The following is a 16,671-nucleotide window of genomic DNA, read 5'->3' as shown; positions in this document are numbered from 1 at the left end:
CTGGTTGCAGGGGAGGGGCTGGCCGGCCGCGACCCGCAGCTGCCATTCCACCAGGTCCTGCCCGGTGATCAGTTCGGTGACCGGATGCTCCACCTGCAGGCGGGTGTTCATCTCCATGAAGTAGAAACTGCCGTCTTCATCGTAGAGGAACTCGACGGTGCCGGCGCCGACGTAGCCGATGGCGCGAGCGGCATCGAGGGCGGCGCCGCCCATTCTGGCGCGGATGTCCTCCGGCAGCCCCGGCGCGGGGGCCTCTTCGACCACCTTCTGGTGGCGGCGCTGCAGGGAGCAGTCGCGATCGCCGAGGTGAATGGCGTTGCCCTGACCGTCCGCCAGAACCTGGACCTCCACATGGCGTGGGTTCTCCAGAAATTTCTCCATGTAAACCGTGTCATCGCCGAAAGCGGATTTGGCTTCCGAGCGGGTGATCTGGATTGCCTTGAGCAGTTCCTCCTCTTCACGCACCACGCGCATACCGCGGCCGCCGCCGCCGGCGGCCGCCTTGATGATCACCGGGTAGCCCACTTCCCGGCCGAAGGCGCGGCTGCGATCTTCATCGTCATTGAGCGGGCCATTGGAGCCGGGCACCGTGGGTACGCCGGCCTTGCGCATGGCGTCGATGGCGGCGACTTTGTCGCCCATCGTGCGGATCACTTCGGCGGTGGGGCCGATAAAGATAAAGCCGCTCTTTTCCACCTGTTCGGCAAAATCCGCATTCTCGGCGAGAAAGCCATAGCCGGGGTGTACCGCCTGGGCGTTGGTGATTTCCATGGCGCTGATAATGGCGGGCACGTTCAGGTAACTTTGCGAGGACGGGTTGGGCCCGATGCAGACGGTTTCATCCGCCAGCAACACGTGTTTCAGGTTGGCGTCGGCCTTGGAGTGGGCTGCCACGGTTTTGATGCCGAGTTCCTTGCAGGCTCGCAAAATCCGCAGCGCGATTTCGCCGCGGTTGGCAATGAGCACTTTTTCCAGCATTGCTGATATTCCTCCGGCCTGGGCCTTAGATAATCATGATCATGGGTTGATCAAATTCGACGGGCTCGCCGTCTTCCACCAGAATGGCGCCAACGGTGCCGGCCTTGTCGGCCTCGATCTGGTTCATCATTTTCATGGCCTCAACGATGCACAGCACATCGCCCGCCTTGACCTGTTGGCCCACTTCCACGAAGACCTTGGAGCCCGGGGAGGGCGAGCGGTAGAAGGTGCCGACCATGGGGGATTTGATGGCGTGGCCTGCCTGTTCTTCAGGCTCGGGGGTTTCCGCCGTCGCTGGTGCTGCGGCAACCGGGGCAGCTGCCGCCGGGGCCATGGGTGCGTGCATCATGAACGGCGCGGCAGCGGCGGGGCTGTTGCGACTGATGCGCACGGATTCCTCGCCTTCCTTGATCTCAATTTCACCAATATCGGATTCTTCGAGTAGTTCGATCAGTTTTTTGATTTTGCGGATATCCATCTGTGGTTGCTCCAAATGGTCAGATCAGGGTTGTTGTTCGAGTTGTTGTAAGGCGGCCTGCAACGCCAGTTCATAGCCCAGGCTGCCGAGCCCGCAAATAACCCCTCTGGCGATATCAGAGAAGTAGGATTTGTTGCGGAAGGGTTCCCGTGCGTGAACGTTGGACAGGTGCACTTCAATAAAAGGAATGTCTACCGCCAACAGTGCATCGCGCAGGGCAATGCTGGTGTGGGTGAAGGCGGCCGGATTAAAAATAATAAAGTTCACCCCTTCCTTTCTGGCATCGTGGATGCGCTCCACCAGCTCGTATTCGGCGTTGCTTTGCAGGGCCAGCAAGTGGTGTCCCTGCTGGATGCACAGATCCGTGAGGCGCTGTTGGATGTCCTGCAGGGTGTCGCTGCCGTAATGTCCCGGCTCGCGGCTGCCGAGCAGATTCAGGTTGGGGCCGTTGAGTACCAGTATGGTTGCCATGGTGTCCCCCGAGGTTGAGTGGTCGCAGGTTGAGCGGTCGGATGACGTGCCGGCCCCTCTTCAGGTCAGTGGTTGGCGGGAAGTCTGCAACAAAATCGGAAAACTGTCCAATTTTTTGGCTTTTGCTGATTTTAGCCTCGTTTTCTTATACTTTTCGCTGAAATTTGTGCACGTTGCCATTTTCTTTTGGTGCGCTTTGTGCGTGAAAAGGGCTTTTAATGGATTTTCGGCCACGAATCCGGGCAGAATGGCACCAGTTTGAGTAACTTCGGCAAAAATTGTGCTATTTGGAGGAATCTTGTGGGGAAATTACCTTGATAACGATCTTTTCTGTTAGCAGCTGCGGCAAAATCACCGGCTTGCGGGTGTTGGCCGGGTAAAACAGGTAGAGCGGCACGCCGGAGCGGTGATGCCGATTGAGCAAGCGGGTGATTTCCGGGTTGTAGTTGGTCCAGTCGCCCTTCAAATAGCTGATGTGCTGTGCCTGAAACGCGGCCAGCAGGGTTGCCGAGCTCAGGGCCAACCGTTCGTTGGCCAGGCAGGTAATGCACCAGTCCGCGGTCAGGTTGACGAACACGGGCTCGCCCTGGGACAGCAATTGCTCCAGCCGCTGTTCGGTATAGGCCTCCCAGGGGTGGTGAACCGGCTCGCCGTTGTGATGGGTCTGCCAGGGCAACGCCAGTGCGGCCAGCGCACACAGGACCGCGACCGCGCGGGTCAGGGGGCTTTTGCGCACTCCCACCAGCCACAGGGCAAACAGGATCAGCACAATGCCGGCGGCCACGGCGGCCACCGTATCGCTGCCCGCCTGGCGGCCCAGTACCCAGAGTAGCCAGACAGCGCTGAGGTAGAGCGGAAAGGCCAGGAAGGCCTTGAACTGTTCCATCCAAGGGCCGGGACGGGGCAGCAAGCGGGTCAGTCCCGGCCACCAGGAGAGGGCCAGCAGGGGCAGCGCCATGCCCAGTCCCAGGCAGATAAAGATCGCCATGGCCGCCCAGCTGGCCTGTGCCAGGGCAAAGCCCAGTGCGGTGCCCATGAAGGGCGCCGAGCAGGGGCTGGCCACCAGGGTCGCCAGCAGCCCGGTCATGAAGGAGGCTGTCAGGCTGTGGCCCTGAGTGGTGGTCTGGCCGAGGTTCATCAGCCGGCTGCCAAAGCTCAGCAGCCCCGAGAAACTGAGTCCCATCAGTACAAACAGGTACACCAGCAGCCCCACAAAAACAGGGGACTGCAACTGAAACCCCCATCCGACTGCCTCGCCGGCGCGACGCAGCGCGATCAGCAGCGCGGCGATGGCCATGAAACTGAGCACGATGCCGAGGGTGTAGGCAAGGCCGTGCAGGTGTTTGCCGTGGGGGCTGATATGGGATTGGGTCAGGCTCATGGCCTTGATGGACAGCACCGGGAAAACACAGGGCATCAGGTTGAGAATCATGCCGCCGAGCACGGCAAACAGCAGCATCAAAGGCAGCTGGGCAGTGCTTGTGGGCGCTGGCGTCGAGGTCGCAGGGGCCAGGTCTGCCCCCTCGCGGATGGTGACAGTACCGCGGCTGCGGTCGATTTCCAGTTGCTGACGCCGCGGCGGGTAGCAGAGACCGGCATCGGCGCAACCCTGTGATTCCACGATCAGTGTGTCGGCCGCGGTGTCGAGGGGGGCAATCACCTCTGTGTGTGTGTAGTAGACCGTGAGTTCTTGCTCGTAGTAGTCGTCGTAGATCAGCTTGCCCGGGGAAAATTGCAGCGGTTGCGCTAGCGGCCTGTGATCTGCGTCGGAAATTTTAAAACGATGTTGGTACAGGTAGTAGCCGGGGGCAATTTGCCAGTCCAGTATCAGTGCCTCGCCACGGTAGCTGGCGGTGAGCTGGTAGGCGTCCTCCACGGGTAGAAACGTGGTGGGCTGTTCCAGCGGGCCAGGGCTCCCCGGAGAGCGCTCAAAGAGCGCATCGGCACCGGCCAGCGGGCTGACAAGCAGCACACAGAGCAGCAGGGTAGTGGCCAGTCGGTGGGGCATGGGGTATCTCATTTGGGGATCCTGTCCCGGTTGGAGCGGTAGGCTGATCATTGGTTCACTATTGTACGGAGCCCGTCGGCGTGGTGCGACAGCCATTTTCCGGTGGGGGTGGCAATGTTATAGTCAGCCGGGTATCAATCGGGGAACGGGTTTAATGCAAAGGAATATTCTGTTTGGGCTGCTATTGTTGCTGGCAGTGCCCGCCACGGCGGGAGAATTAGTGGTCAACGGTGCCTATATACGGGGCCTGCCCCCCGGTCAGACCGTGACGGCGGCCTTCATGACCTTGACCAATGGCCTCGACCGGGATTGCCATTTGGTCGGCGCCTCGTCCCCGCTGGCGCGCCGTGCCGAGGTGCATGCCCACAGTCACCAGGGGGGCGTCATGGCAATGCGCCCCGTCGCCGATCTGTTGATTCCCGCCGGGCAGCAGGTCAAGCTCCAGCCGGGCGGCTACCATCTGATGTTGTTCGGCGTGCAGGCTGATCTTGTGGATGGTGAGCGGTATGGCATCAGGTTGCTGTTCGAGGGCTGTCCGGAGATGGAACTCAGTGTGCCGGTGCGAAGTGTGCTGGCGGAGGATGAGAACTGATGAAAATACCCCGTTGGATGAACAGGTTGAGCCGCAGGGCCTCCGATGTCGGCGAGGCGCTGGCGGAGGATTACACCGGGCCGAACAATCCCTTCTGGCTTCGCGCCGGGGTGGTGCTGGCGTTGGTCTATCTGCTGCTGGTGCTGGGACTCGGCTGGTACTGGGATGATGAGCCGGCAACTTTTGATGTCACTGAAAATGCCCAGTTGCGGGCCGCGCGGCAGGTGGTGGGCGGCACTTCGGCGGCGGCGCTGATCGGTATCATGGAGACGTTGCTGGAAAAGCGCGGCGGTTATCTGAGCAATGACGTGACGCCGCCGGGCATCTGGCTCGACAACGTGCCGAACTGGGAATACGGTGTGCTGATTCAGGTGCGGGATTTCAGCAAGGCCCTGCGCGAGGCATTCAGTCGCTCCCTGTCGCAGTCCACCGAGGACGGTGACCTGGCGCTGGCGGAGTCGCGCTTTAACTTCGACCACAACAGCTGGGTGGTGCCGGCCTCCGAATCGGAATACCGGGAGGGGGTGCATTATCTGGAGGGGTATCTGCGGCGCCTCACCGACGACGATGAATTCGATGCCCAATTCTATGCCCGCGCAGACAATCTCCGCTACTGGCTCGGCACCGTGGAAACCCGGCTGGGCAGCCTGTCCCAGCGCCTGAGCGCCAGTGTCGGGCAGCGCCGTATCAATACCGATCTGGCCGGTGATACGGCCAGTCAGCAGTCCACCAGTGCCCCGGGGGAGCTGAAAGTCAAAACCCCCTGGCGGGAAATCGATGATGTCTTTTACGAGGCCCGCGGCAGTACCTGGGCGCTGATTCACCTGCTGAAGGCCATTGAAGTCGATTTTGATGAAGTGTTGCGCAAGAAAAATGCCCGGGTGAGTCTGCAGCAGATCATTCGCGAACTGGAGGCCAGCCAGGGGGCCGTTTACAGCCCGGTGATCCTCAACGGCAGCGGTTTTGGCCTGCTGGCCAACCATTCGCTGGTGATGGCATCCTATATCAGTCGCGCCAATGCGGCGATAATTGACCTGAGAGAGCTGCTGGCCCAGGGTTAGCAGGCGCGGGGGAATGACATGTTAGTGGCGCCGGAACAGGCATACAGGGAAAAGCAAAACCATGAACACTGATATCCCCGCCCAGGTCAAATTGGCGCCCGCAGCGAATTATGATCTGGCGCTGGCGCTGTTGGAGCACCAGGATCTGGGGGTGATGTTGCTGGATGACCGGCTGCGGATCCGCTTCTGGAACCAGTGGCTGTCCGACTGGACCGGGATGCCCGCACAGGATGTCGCCGAGCGCACTTTTGACGGCTTGTTTCCCAGCCTGGTGGGAACCGCCTTTGCCGACGCGGTTGACGAGGCGCTCTACCAGGGGCGGGTGACCAGTTGGGATCAGCAGCACCATCCCGACCATCTCGACAGTATGGAAATCACCATGGCGGGCGGTCCCCGCCAGATGCCGCTGCACCGGGTGCAGTTCACGCCGCTGGAGCTGCCGGATATCGGCGCCTGTTGTATGGTGCAGGTGGATGAAGCGCCCTTTAATCCCATTGTCAGCCAGCCGAGCCGCCGCGAAACGGCGGCTGCCCAGCTGGATGCGGGGCGCTGCCCGGTCTATCTGGAAGCGGTGCGGTTGCCGAAGCTGGTGCTGGACAGTCAACACCTGATTGCCGATGCCAACGAACCCCTGCAGGCGCTGTTTGGCCTCAGTCTGGAGCAGCTGAAGAACCGGCCCCTGCGGGTTCTCCTGCCGGGCTTCAATATCGAAGTCGGTGGCGACTTCAAAACCGCCCTCGAAGGTTGCGAGGATGGCAAGGGGTTGGTTCTGGAGGGGGCGACGGCGAACGGCGAGAGCCTCGGGCTGCGCGCCAGCTGCTTCCCGTCCGCAGCCCTGCGGGACGGCTGGGTGGTGCTGCTTCAGGATGTCACCCTGGAATCGGCCAACCTGGAAGCCTTGTTCCACCAGCGCAAGCTGATCAGCACCGTGTTCAGCCAGGTGGTCGATGGCATTTTGCTCACCGACAGCCATGGCCTGGTGGAGCACCTCAATCCCATCGGCATGGAACTGCTCGGCGTCAACGACTCCCAGCCGAACCGCTATGTGGACGAACTGATGGCGCTGGTCAACGAAGCCGGCCAGCCGGTGGAGTCCCCCTGTGTGGCGGCATTGGCCCGGGGCAAGGCGATTTCGGCGCCGGAAAGTACCCTCTTGAAAGTGCCCGGCCAGCAGCCTTTCCAGGTGGTGGTCACCGCCACACCGCTGCGCAACCGCTTGAATGAGATCACCGGCACGGTGATGGTATTCCGCTCTATCAGTGAGGCGCGGCGGGTGTCCACCCGGCTCACCTGGCAGGCGACCCACGACCCGCTGACCCAGTTGGCCAATCGCCGCTGCCTGGAAAATGAGATTCTCAAATCCATCGATGCCGCCCACTCCGATGAGACCACCCACACCCTGTTGTACATCGACCTCTACAACTTCTCGGTGATCAATGACACCTGTGGCCACAACGCGGGGGATGAGCTGCTGTGCCAGTTCGCCCGGCTGCTGGAAAAGCAGGCGGAGCCGCGGGATGTGGTGGCGCGCATCGGCAACGACGAATTTGCCCTGCTGCTCAATGATCGCAGCGTGGAGGAAAGCCGCGAGCTGGCGGAACAGTTACTGTGGCAGATCAAGGAGTTCAGTTTCCCCTGGGGCGAGCGCCGCCTCAAGGTCGGCGCCAGTATCGGCGCCAAGGTGATCGACCGCAGTACCACCTCGGAAATCGATGTGCTGGTAGCGGCGGGCACTTCCTGCGCCACCGCCAAGGAGTCCGGGCGCAACCGCATCAACTTCAACTACCGCAGTGTCGAGGTCAGTCAGCGCCAGAGTATCGCCCAATGGATTCCGATCATCACCGAGGCGCTGGAAGAGGATCGCTTTGTGCTGTACTGCCAGCCCATTGTACCGGTGCGCGAGAGCCGGGCCTCCAGCGTGCGCCATTACGAGGTGCTGGTGCGGATGGTGGATCGGGAGGGCAATATTGTGCCGCCCGGCAAGTTTATCCCGGTGGCCGAGCATTACGGGTTGGTGGAGGATATCGACCGCTGGGTGCTGAACCACATCTTCGATCACCTGCAGCAGAACAAGGACAAGGAGCAGCGCTTTGCGGTCAACCTGTCCGGCAACACGATCAGCGACGAGGGCTTGAAGGACTTTATTATTGGCAAATTCCAAAGCACCGGAGTGAGTCCGTCCCGGCTGCAGTTCGAGGTGACCGAGACCGCGGCCATCCGCCACTTCGACCGGGCCATGGACCTGATTCGCGCCCTCAAGGATCTGGGCTGCTATTTCTCTCTGGACGACTTTGGCAGCGGCCTGTCATCCCTCGGCTACCTGAAGGAGCTGCCGGTGGATTACCTGAAAATCGACGGCAGTTTCATCCGCAACATGGAGTTGAATGAGGTGGACTACTCCATGGTCAGCACCATCAACCACCTGGGGCACATCATGGGTATCGCCACCATTGCCGAATGTGTGGAGAACAACACCCAGCTGTCCATGCTTCAGGAAATCGGTGTCGACTATGCCCAGGGCTACCTGATTGCCAGGCCGATGCCGCTGTCCAACCTGGATTAGTCCGCGGTCCGGGTAGCGCTTGCGAAGGCGCTGAAAATCTCCGGGTACTGCCTAAGGGGCAGCCGCGGGCCAAACTGGCTGACCACGTTGGCGGATGCCAGGCTGGCCAGCTGACCGGCGGCGGGGTAATCGTAGCCGTGGGTAATGGCGTAGAGGAACGCCCCGGCAAACATATCGCCGGCACCGTTGCTGTCCACGGCGGTCACCCGGTGCGGCGCAATGCGGTAAAACTCGCTGCCGTCGCAGACCAGGGCACCCTCCGCGCCCAGGGTGATGGCGAAACTGTTGCTGACCTTGAGCAGTGCCCGAGCAGCGCTTTCGATGTCGTCGGCCCCGGTCCAGCCAAGTGCCTCCGCCCCGTTGCAGAACAACAGGTCGACCCGCTGGCCGATCATCTGCTGCAGCCCCTCCCGGAAAAACTGCACCATGCCCGGATCAGACAGGCTCAGGGCGGTTTTGACACCGTGCTGTTCGGCGATTTCGCGGGCGCGAATGGCCGCTGCCCGGCCGCTGTCGGAGGTCACCAGGTAGCCCTCAATGTAGAGGTACTGCGAGTTGGCAATGGCCTCCGGATGCAATTCCGCCTCGGACAGGGTTTCACTGATGCCGAGGAAGGTGTTCATGGAACGTTCCGCATCCGGGGTGATCAATACCAGGCACTTGCCGGTAATGCCGTCGGCCAGTTTGCCATTGTGGTGGTAGTCAACCCCGGCGCTGGCCAGATCGTTTAGATAGAAGTGGCCGTGGTCGTCATCGGCCACCTTGCAGGAGTAGAACGCCCTGCCGCCGAAACTGCTCACCGCAATGATAGTGTTGGCGGCGGACCCGCCGCTGGCACGCTTTGAGGCGGTGAGGTGGTCATTCAGGTGGCCCAGCAATTGGTGGTGACGCTGTTCGTCCACCAGGGTCATCAGCCCCTTGTCGATGTCCAGTTGCAGCAAGTCGTGATCGGTAACTTCGATTTCGGTATCGACCAGGGCAGCGCCGAGGCCGTAGACGTGGTATTGGCTCATGGGAAAAGGCATTTATGAAAAGGGATTCGGCGGCTATTATGCCCCGCTCTGAGACAGAGTAAAGGCCGAGCGTGCCAGTTGTGGCGCGACGGCCCGAATTGAGGAGAACGAGTGGTTAGCAAACGACGCAAGAAGAAGAAACCCGGCGGCCGCAAGACGCCGTCCCGCTGGCGTTGGCTGTGGCGGTTGTTGGCCGTTTCCCTGGTGCTGGGGGCTTTGGTGCTGCTGGTGCTGGATGCGGTGGTCTACCAGAAATTCTCCGGCAAGAAGTGGTCGCTGCCCTCCCATGTCTACAGCCGGGCGCTGGAGTTGTACCAGGGCCAGGCGGTCAGCCGGGAACAGCTGCAGTGGGAGCTGGACAGCCTCGGCTATCGGCGGGTGCCCGCCGCCAAGGAGCCGGGACAGTACAGCGTCGCCAGCAGTCGGATCGAACTCTTTTCCCGCGGTTTCGAATTCTGGGACGGCACCGAACCGGCGCACCTGATGCGGGTGTCGTTCAACGGCAATCAGGTTTCTGCGCTGACGGACAGCCGCGGCGGCGAGCTGGCCCTGGCCAGGCTGGAGCCGATGGTGATCGGTGGCATTTACCCGGCTCACAAGGAGGACCGGGAGCTGGTGCAGTTGGCCCAGTTGCCGCCCTATCTGGCCGACGGCTTGGTGGCGGTGGAGGACCAGGGGTTCTATCAGCATCACGGGCTGTCCTTCCGCGGTGTGGCCCGCGCCATGGTGGCCAACATTAAACAGGGCCGATTCTCCCAGGGTGGCAGCACCCTCACCCAGCAGCTGGTGAAAAACTTCTATCTCAACCAGCGACGCACCCTGAGTCGCAAAGTACAGGAAGCCCTGATGGCGGTGCTGCTGGAGTTGCATTTCAGCAAAGGGGAAATCCTCGAAACCTATATCAACGAGGTTTATCTGGGGCAGGCGGGAGATCGCGCCGTGCACGGCTTTGGGCTGGCCAGTCGCCACTACTTTCAGCGCCCCCTGGAGGATCTGGAATTGCACCAGGTGGCATTGCTCATCGGCCTGGTCAAGGGTGCCTCCTACTACAATCCCTGGCGCCAGCCGGAGCGGGCCCTGCAGCGCCGCAATCTGGTGCTGAAGCTGATGGCGGAGCAGGGGGTGGTCGACGCGGCCCAGGCCCAGCGGGCGAGCCGGAATCCCCTGGGTGTGGTGCCCGCGCAGAATGGCAAGGTGGGGCGCTGGCAGTATCCCGCGTTCCTGGACATGGTGAAGCGGCGGCTGCGGGAACACTATGACGAGTCCGATCTGCAGACGGAAGGATTGCGCATCTTTACCCACTTTGATCCCCAGGTGCAGCGCCAGCTGGAGGCCAGGGTGGCCAGCCGGATCGCCAACCTGGAGAGCGGCTATCACATCGACTCGGGCAAGTTGCAGGGTGCCGCGGTGATTGTCCGGGTCGGTTCCGGCGAGGTGGTGGCCATGGCGGGTGATCGCCAGGGGGGCTATGCCGGTTTCAACCGGGCGCTGGACGCCAGGCGGCAGATTGGCTCCACGGTGAAGCCGGCGGTCTATCTGGCGGCGCTGGAGCGACCGGCTCGCTATACCCTCGCCAGCCTGATCGACGATGCGCCGATTTCGGTCGACGGGGCCGATGGCGATGTCTGGGAGCCGCGCAATTTTGGACGTGAAAGCCACGGGCCGGTACCGCTCTACCAGGCGCTGGGGCAATCCTACAATCAGGCGGCGGCCCGGCTGGGGCTGGAGCTCGGCGTGGACAAGGTGGTGGATGCCCTGCATCGGCTGGGCTATGAGGGTTCCCTGCCGGCACTGCCCTCATTGTTGCTGGGTGCGGTTTCCATGTCCCCCGCGGAAGTGGCGCAGTTCTATCACACCATCGCGGCCAATGGCTTTTACACGCCGCTGCGGGCGATTGATTCGGTGTTTACCTCCGCCAACACCCCGCTGAAACGCTATCCCTTTCAGGGGGAGCAGCGTTTTGATCCCAGGGCGATGCACCTGCTGCACTATGCCATGCAGGTCGTGTTGCGCGAGGGTACCGGTAAAAGTGCCTACCGCCGCTTGCCGGAATCCCTGGTGCTGGCCGGTAAGACGGGCACCACCAACGACCAGCGGGACAGCTGGTTTGCCGGATTCAGCGGCAACTACCTCAGCGTGGTGTGGCTCGGCCGCGATGACAATGGCAAGATGCCGCTGACCGGCGGCACGGGAGCGCTGCAACTGTGGACGGATATCATGGCGACCCTGGATAACCGCTCGATGGTGTTTAACCAGCCCGATGGCGTCAGTTACCATTGGGTGGAACCCGCCACGGGGCTGTTGAGCCGCGAGGGCTGTGAAGGTGTCCGCTACCTGCCGTTTATTGATGGCAGTGAGCCGCAGCGGCAGAGCGCTTGCCGCCCCGCGCCGTTTGATGGCGTCATTGACTGGTTTAAGGGCAAATTCGGATGGCAATGAAACGATTTTCTCTGGCGGCGGCGCTATTGCTGCTCGGCCTGCTGAGTGGTTGTGCCCAGGTGTATGTGCCGGTCAGCCAGTCACATCCCGTGGGAACCACCCCGGCTGGCACCAGCACGCAACCGCCGCCACCTCGTCCTGTACCGGCGCCGCCACCGGTGGTGGAAGAGCCCGGTGGCCCGCGGATTGAACCCTCGGCGTCGGCACCGGTGTCCGGCAACAGTGCGGTTGTCAATCTGCTGGAGGAGGCCTGGCGACTGAATCGAGCCCGTGAATATGATCGTTCCAATGCGGTGGCAGAGCGGGCCATGCGCATTGATCACGCCGAGCCGGAGGTCTACCTGGTGATGGCATCGAACTATGTGGCCATGATGCAGTTGCAGCTCGCCGAGCAGCTGGTCCGTCAGGGCTTGCCGCTGGCGGGGCGAAGGCCGGGCGTCAAGTCGGAACTGGAGACACTGCTGGCGCAAATCAAGGCGCGGCGCTGAGAGGCGTGTGGGTGTAGCGACCATGCGCGGGCGGCCGACTTGTAATTCCGTGCGTTTCATCACACTATGCCTTCATCGAGGGGATTCAATTTCGTCGCTAAAACCAGGGGTGACAGCGGATCAATGAACAATTGGCGTGGACTTTCCGAGCGGGGAGTGGCCATGACCCGCGAACTTGTTCTGGAAACATCGCGGGCCGCCTTCAAGGCCTTTCTGCACACCGTTCACGATCGGCTGATCGACTACTCCCAAAAACCCTCCGAGGGCGAACAGGGCTTTGAGTTCCTCCACGCCCGCTCCCAGATCAGTGCCCGCCACAATGAAATTTCTCGCGGCTTTCTGCGCACCCTGGACGAATCCTTCGACCGCTTTTCTGAACAGGCGTCCGGGCTCCCCCCGGTCGCGGCGCAGGGAACCGAGCGCCCTGAAGCAGCGCGAATACGCCAGCAAATAACCTTGATGCAGGATGATGAAATCGAGCAGGATCTGGCGCTGTCATCCATTCGCAAGCGCGCCGAGGTGGAAAACACCGAGCAGCTCTGGGCCCTGGGCCAGCGCATGGTGTTGCTGGGGTCTGGCCGCAATGTGGCAGACAGCCAGTTGCCGCTGGCGCCGGGTCGTTACTGCGAGGCGCTAAAAAAATCCCTGCAAGTGACGGATATCCAGCTGGCGGCGAAGCTGGTGATTTACAAGTTATTCGATCGCCAGTTCATGCCCCAGTTGAGCGATTTGTATCGCCGGGCCAATGACCAGCTGATTGAGCTGGGGGTGCTGCCGACTCTCAACTACCAGGTGGAAAAGTCACAGGGGGGCGATGCCGACCGGTTCACCGGCGCCGCGCCCCGCCGTCGTGCCGCCCCCCCGGTCGAGCGGCAAATTCCGCTCTTGCAGGAGGTGGTCGCCAGCGGCGCTTCGCTATCACTGCCCCCCCGGGAGCTGCCGTCAGCTGAATACCAGCGTCAGTTGCTGGACAGTATTCAGCTGTTGCAACAGCGGCTGGTGGCGGGCGCTCCATCCCAGCAGGTGGCGCACCCCGGTCAGCCGCTGAAGTACACCGAGCGGGAACTGGTGGAGGCGGCGGTACAGTTGCAACAGTTTGACCAGGTGATGGCTGCGGATATTCTCGCCGCGGCCAGCCAGATCAAACCCCTGGATATCACGCGCGCCAGGGCAAACCTGGTGGAGCAGCTGCAGCAGATTACCCATGCCGAGGAGCCGCCGGCACTGGGGGGTGACGATGTGCGCACCATCGAGCTGGTGGGGATGTTGTTTGAATACATCCTCAATGACGAGCAGATTCCCGACTGCGTCAAGGCGCTGCTCAGTTACCTGCACACGCCGTTTTTGAAACTGGCGTTTGCCGAGGCCGATTTTTTCCGCCACCAGCAACATCCCGCCCGGCTGTTGCTGAATGCCATGGCGGATGCCGGTTCGCAGTGGGTGAGCAATGACGGTTCCTGCCAGTTCGATATGCTGGAACAGATCCGCAACACCGTGCGGCAGGTGCTGGACACCGTGGAAATGGATACCCGCTTGTTCGCCGCGCTGCTGATGAGCTTTAACAGCTATGTGCAGAAAGTGGCAATGCGCATCAAGCTGCTGGAGAGGCGGGCAATGGAGCAGGCCCGGGGCGAGGATCGCCTGATCGAGGTGAAACAGCGGGTCAACCGGGAAATACACCAGCGCATTGCCGAACAGGATATTCCCTCCGCCATGTTGCTGTTTTTCCTGCAACCCTGGTCTGATTACCTGGTGCACCTGTTGTTGCGCCAGGGGGCGGATTCCGAGCACTGGCAGCAGGCGCTCGGTCTGGTGGATGACATGCTGTGGGGCCTGGAGTTGAGCGGTTCGGCGGGCGAATGGCGGCGCTGGCGGCAACATTATCCCTGGATGGAGTCGCTGATCCAAAGCGGTTTCGACATGATCGGTTACGACAGCGACAAGGCCTTGAAGCTGAAGCGTTCCATTGACCGCATCTACCAATTGCGCGAGCGCAACCTGCAGCCGGAAGTGGCACCGCAAGACATTCGCAACCGGCTGGTGCAGATGGCGGAGCACCGGGCCGGGGAACGCACAGATCTGTCGCGGCTCAGCGGTCGCGAGCAGGCCCTGCTCGAGAAACTGCGGCTGATGGAATTTGGCACCTGGTTTGAATTCCGCGACGGGCGGCGGGAAAAGGTGGCCTGGTTTAATCCCAATACCCTGCAATTCCTGTTCGTGGACCAGAGCGGCAAGCGCTCCGGCATGAAAACCGGCCAGGAGCTGGCCAGGGCCATGGCCAACGGCGACTTGCGCATGATCGGCAGCAGCGCCAAACCCCTGGTGGAGCGCACCATGGAAACCATCTTTAGCAACCTGAATGAACGGGCCCAGTCCGCTGTCGGGGTGGGATAGCATGTCGGCAGATGACGAGCGCCGCCGCTTGCCCCGGCGCCAGCTCGACCTGCAGGTTGAGCTGGTTGACCCGGTCGACGGGGCGACGCTGGGGGTGTTGGTGAACCTCCATATGGAGGGGTTGCTGATGATGGGCGGGCTGTCCCTCCAGCCGGATCATCTGTACCGGGTAACGCTGCGACCGCTGGCACCCTCCCAGCCGTTTGACCCCATTGAACTGGTCATGGACTGCCTGTGGACCCGCGCCATGGGGCAACAGGATCGGGTGTGGGCCGGTTGCCAGATTATTGAGCTGGCCCCCGCTGACCGGCAGCGCCTGGCACAGCTGATCGACCTGTTCGGGGTTGAACAGGGTGACCATTCACGCCAGGATTAAACCAATTCTCAACGCCGTGACGGCGGTCCCAGCACCAACAGTTTGAAGCTGCGGTTTTCCGCCAGCATTTCTGTCAGCAGCCCCTCGCGCTCAGCGCACTGTTCCAGCGGCACAAAGCGATTCACCACAAACAGTCCCTTGCCATGGGGTTTCAGGTGTCGGCGGCAACTGGCGGCAAACCGACGGGTGAGATCGCTGTCTGTGCTGAAGCCCTGGTGAAAGGGCGGGTTGCAGATCACCGCATCGAATGTCTCCGCGACCGTGCTGCCGCAGTCGCCGGCAACTACCCTGCCGGGAATGCCGAGGGCGGCAAAATTCTGCTGGCAGGACAGGATCGCGGCGGCATTGTTGTCGGTGGCGACCAGGCTGGCAGTGCTGAGCCGGGCGGCCATGGCCGACAGGTAGCCATAGCCGCAGCCGAGGTCGAGAATGGTTGCCGGCGGTGTCCTGAAGCGGCTGAAAAAGTCCCTCAGATGCGCGGCCAGCAGCGCGCTGCCCGGGTCGACCTTGTTCCAGCCGAACTGGCCGGGCTTGCTCTGTAGCCGGAGGCCGTCGGCATCAATGCAGGGCCGCAGCTGCGGGTAGTCCTGGTCGTCCAGTGGCGGTTCGCCGCTGGCCAGTTTGTGCAGCACCGCCAGGTACTCGTTGCCGTGCTTTTCCGCTTTGCGCGGGTCGCCCAGGTAGCGCCCGGCCTTTTCCGTATAGGTTTTGATACCGTCGCCCTTGGCGCCGGCGATGGCCAGTGTGCCGCGATCGCAGAGCAGTCGACGGGACTGGTTGATGATGTGGTGCGCCACCGCCTTTTCCTTGGCGACCCGAAACAACACCTGGCTGAAACTGCCATCGGCGAAAGTGTCCAGGGCAAAGTCGCTGAAACGGCAATCAAAGCCTTCCGCCTCGGCGCGCTGGCACAGGTCAAAGCGGTTGGTCACGATGGTCAGTTGTTCCCGCTGCAGCAGTGACAGCGGGGCATCATTGAGGTTCTCATCGGCCAACAGCAGTTGCGGGCCTTCGACCCGAAGCTGTTGCTGTGCCAGCAGGCGTAGCGCCGGATCACTCATGGAATGTCACGCTGTCGATTTCCTGTTGCGTCAGGGAGCGATACTCCCCGGGTGCAAGATCGGGGTCCAGGGCAATCTGCCCCACCTGCAGCCGGTGCAGTGCGGTGACATGGTTGCCGACGGCGGCGAACATCCGTTTTACCTGGTGGTATTTGCCCTCACTGATGGTCAGCAGGGCGCTGTGAGTGCCGGTGATCTCCAGATCCGCCGGCAGGCAGCGGCGTTTTTCCCCCTCCAGCCACAGGCCGTCGTGGAATTTTGTCACCAGCGCGTCAGGCAGGGCTTCCGCCACTTCCACCCGGTAGGTCTTGCGGCAGTGACTGCGCGGTGAGGTGATGCGGTGGTTCCACTGGCCGTCATCGGTGATCAGCAACAGGCCCGTGGTGTCGAGGTCGAGCCGCCCGGCAATCTGCAGCTGTTCGGGGCGCGGCTCGTCCAGCAGGTCCAGGGCGGTGGGGTGTTCGCTGTCCTTGGTGGCGGAGACCACCCCCGGCGGTTTGTGCAGCATCAGGTAGCGCGGGCGGGGGGTATGGATGGCTGCGCCAGCGACGCTGATCTGGTCGCCCTCGGCCACCGCCCTGGCGGGACTGTCGGCGACAGTGCCGTTGATCAGCACCAGTCCCTGGCGCACCAGGTGTTTGATCCGGGCGCGGGAATAGTCGGAGGCGTTACTGATATATCGGTCCAGTCGCACTGACGGAATTCCATGGAGAGGGTGAGGAAAGTGTGCGGTATGCGGCGCGGCCAGG

The 16,671-nt window shown here is 62.1% G+C and carries 14 protein-coding genes; 7 read left to right on the top strand and 7 right to left on the bottom strand.

Going from position 1 to position 16,671, the window contains the following annotated elements; translation table 11 throughout:
* The 4 genes from ABY948_RS00965 to ABY948_RS00950 all read right to left on the bottom strand — a co-directional run.
* A partial coding sequence (locus ABY948_RS00965; protein WP_461480627.1) for an ATP-binding protein occupies nucleotides 1–978 on the bottom strand: 978 nt, incomplete at its 3' end.
* 25 nt (nucleotides 979–1,003) lie between these two features.
* Nucleotides 1,004–1,456, bottom strand: a complete 453-nt coding sequence (gene accB, locus ABY948_RS00960) for an acetyl-CoA carboxylase biotin carboxyl carrier protein (RefSeq protein ID WP_461480626.1) — start codon at nucleotides 1,454–1,456, stop codon at nucleotides 1,004–1,006.
* 24 nt (nucleotides 1,457–1,480) lie between these two features.
* On the bottom strand, nucleotides 1,481–1,927 hold the full coding sequence (gene aroQ, locus ABY948_RS00955; protein ID WP_461480625.1) for a type II 3-dehydroquinate dehydratase: 447 nt from the start codon (nucleotides 1,925–1,927) through the stop codon (nucleotides 1,481–1,483).
* 283 nt (nucleotides 1,928–2,210) lie between these two features.
* A complete protein-coding gene (locus tag ABY948_RS00950) occupies nucleotides 2,211–3,947 on the bottom strand; it encodes a protein-disulfide reductase DsbD family protein (RefSeq protein WP_461480624.1) in 1,737 nt (578 codons plus the stop codon).
* A gap of 142 nt (nucleotides 3,948–4,089) precedes the next feature.
* On the opposite strand from ABY948_RS00950, the gene ABY948_RS00945 reads away from it, so the two are divergent.
* From ABY948_RS00945 to ABY948_RS00935, 3 genes are all read left to right on the top strand, one after another.
* On the top strand, nucleotides 4,090–4,527 hold the full coding sequence (locus tag ABY948_RS00945; RefSeq protein ID WP_461480623.1) for a copper chaperone PCu(A)C: 438 nt from the start codon (nucleotides 4,090–4,092) through the stop codon (nucleotides 4,525–4,527).
* A 17-nt stretch (nucleotides 4,528–4,544) separates the two neighbouring features.
* On the top strand, nucleotides 4,545–5,588 hold the full coding sequence (locus ABY948_RS00940; RefSeq protein ID WP_461480628.1) for a DUF2333 family protein: 1,044 nt from the start codon (nucleotides 4,545–4,547) through the stop codon (nucleotides 5,586–5,588).
* Nucleotides 5,589–5,649: 61 nt separating this feature from the next.
* The gene (locus ABY948_RS00935; protein WP_461480622.1) at nucleotides 5,650–8,151 is read left to right on the top strand and encodes a putative bifunctional diguanylate cyclase/phosphodiesterase; all 2,502 of its coding nucleotides are present in this window, start codon (nucleotides 5,650–5,652) and stop codon (nucleotides 8,149–8,151) included.
* On the opposite strand, the gene ABY948_RS00930 is transcribed toward ABY948_RS00935, so the two are convergent.
* Complete coding sequence (locus tag ABY948_RS00930) at nucleotides 8,148–9,164, bottom strand: adenosine kinase (RefSeq protein WP_461480621.1); 1,017 nt, start codon at nucleotides 9,162–9,164, stop codon at nucleotides 8,148–8,150. The two genes, ABY948_RS00935 and ABY948_RS00930, sit on opposite strands and share 4 nt — an antisense overlap.
* A gap of 111 nt (nucleotides 9,165–9,275) precedes the next feature.
* Between ABY948_RS00930 and mrcB the strand changes: the two genes are divergently transcribed.
* The 4 genes from mrcB (at nucleotide 9,276) to ABY948_RS00910 (ending at nucleotide 14,861) form a co-directional block, all read left to right on the top strand.
* Nucleotides 9,276–11,603: a penicillin-binding protein 1B gene (gene mrcB, locus ABY948_RS00925; protein WP_461480620.1), complete on the top strand. Its 2,328-nt coding sequence runs from the start codon at nucleotides 9,276–9,278 to the stop codon at nucleotides 11,601–11,603.
* Nucleotides 11,600–12,091, top strand: coding sequence for a hypothetical protein (locus ABY948_RS00920; RefSeq protein WP_461480619.1), 492 nt, complete (start codon nucleotides 11,600–11,602; stop codon nucleotides 12,089–12,091). The genes mrcB and ABY948_RS00920 overlap by 4 nt, the downstream gene beginning before the upstream one ends.
* Nucleotides 12,092–12,253: 162 nt before the next feature.
* Nucleotides 12,254–14,485, top strand: coding sequence for a DUF1631 family protein (locus ABY948_RS00915; protein ID WP_461480618.1), 2,232 nt, complete (start codon nucleotides 12,254–12,256; stop codon nucleotides 14,483–14,485).
* Nucleotide 14,486: 1 nt separating this feature from the next.
* Nucleotides 14,487–14,861 (top strand): PilZ domain-containing protein, encoded by a 375-nt coding sequence (locus ABY948_RS00910; protein WP_461480617.1) that lies wholly within the window; start codon nucleotides 14,487–14,489, stop codon nucleotides 14,859–14,861.
* 8 nt (nucleotides 14,862–14,869) lie between these two features.
* Here the strand turns inward: ABY948_RS00910 and ABY948_RS00905 are convergent, their stop codons facing one another.
* Both ABY948_RS00905 and ABY948_RS00900 read right to left on the bottom strand, forming a co-directional pair.
* The gene (locus tag ABY948_RS00905) at nucleotides 14,870–15,922 is read right to left on the bottom strand and encodes a class I SAM-dependent methyltransferase (protein ID WP_461480616.1); all 1,053 of its coding nucleotides are present in this window, start codon (nucleotides 15,920–15,922) and stop codon (nucleotides 14,870–14,872) included.
* Complete coding sequence (locus ABY948_RS00900) at nucleotides 15,915–16,616, bottom strand: pseudouridine synthase (RefSeq protein WP_461480615.1); 702 nt, start codon at nucleotides 16,614–16,616, stop codon at nucleotides 15,915–15,917. The genes ABY948_RS00905 and ABY948_RS00900 overlap by 8 nt, the downstream gene beginning before the upstream one ends.
* Nucleotides 16,617–16,671 lie beyond the last annotated feature (55 nt).

Source organism: Porticoccus sp., from assembly GCF_041592135.1.
Classification (GTDB): Bacteria; Pseudomonadota; Gammaproteobacteria; order Pseudomonadales; family Porticoccaceae; genus Porticoccus.
This window is presented reverse-complemented; position numbering and strand designations above follow the sequence as displayed.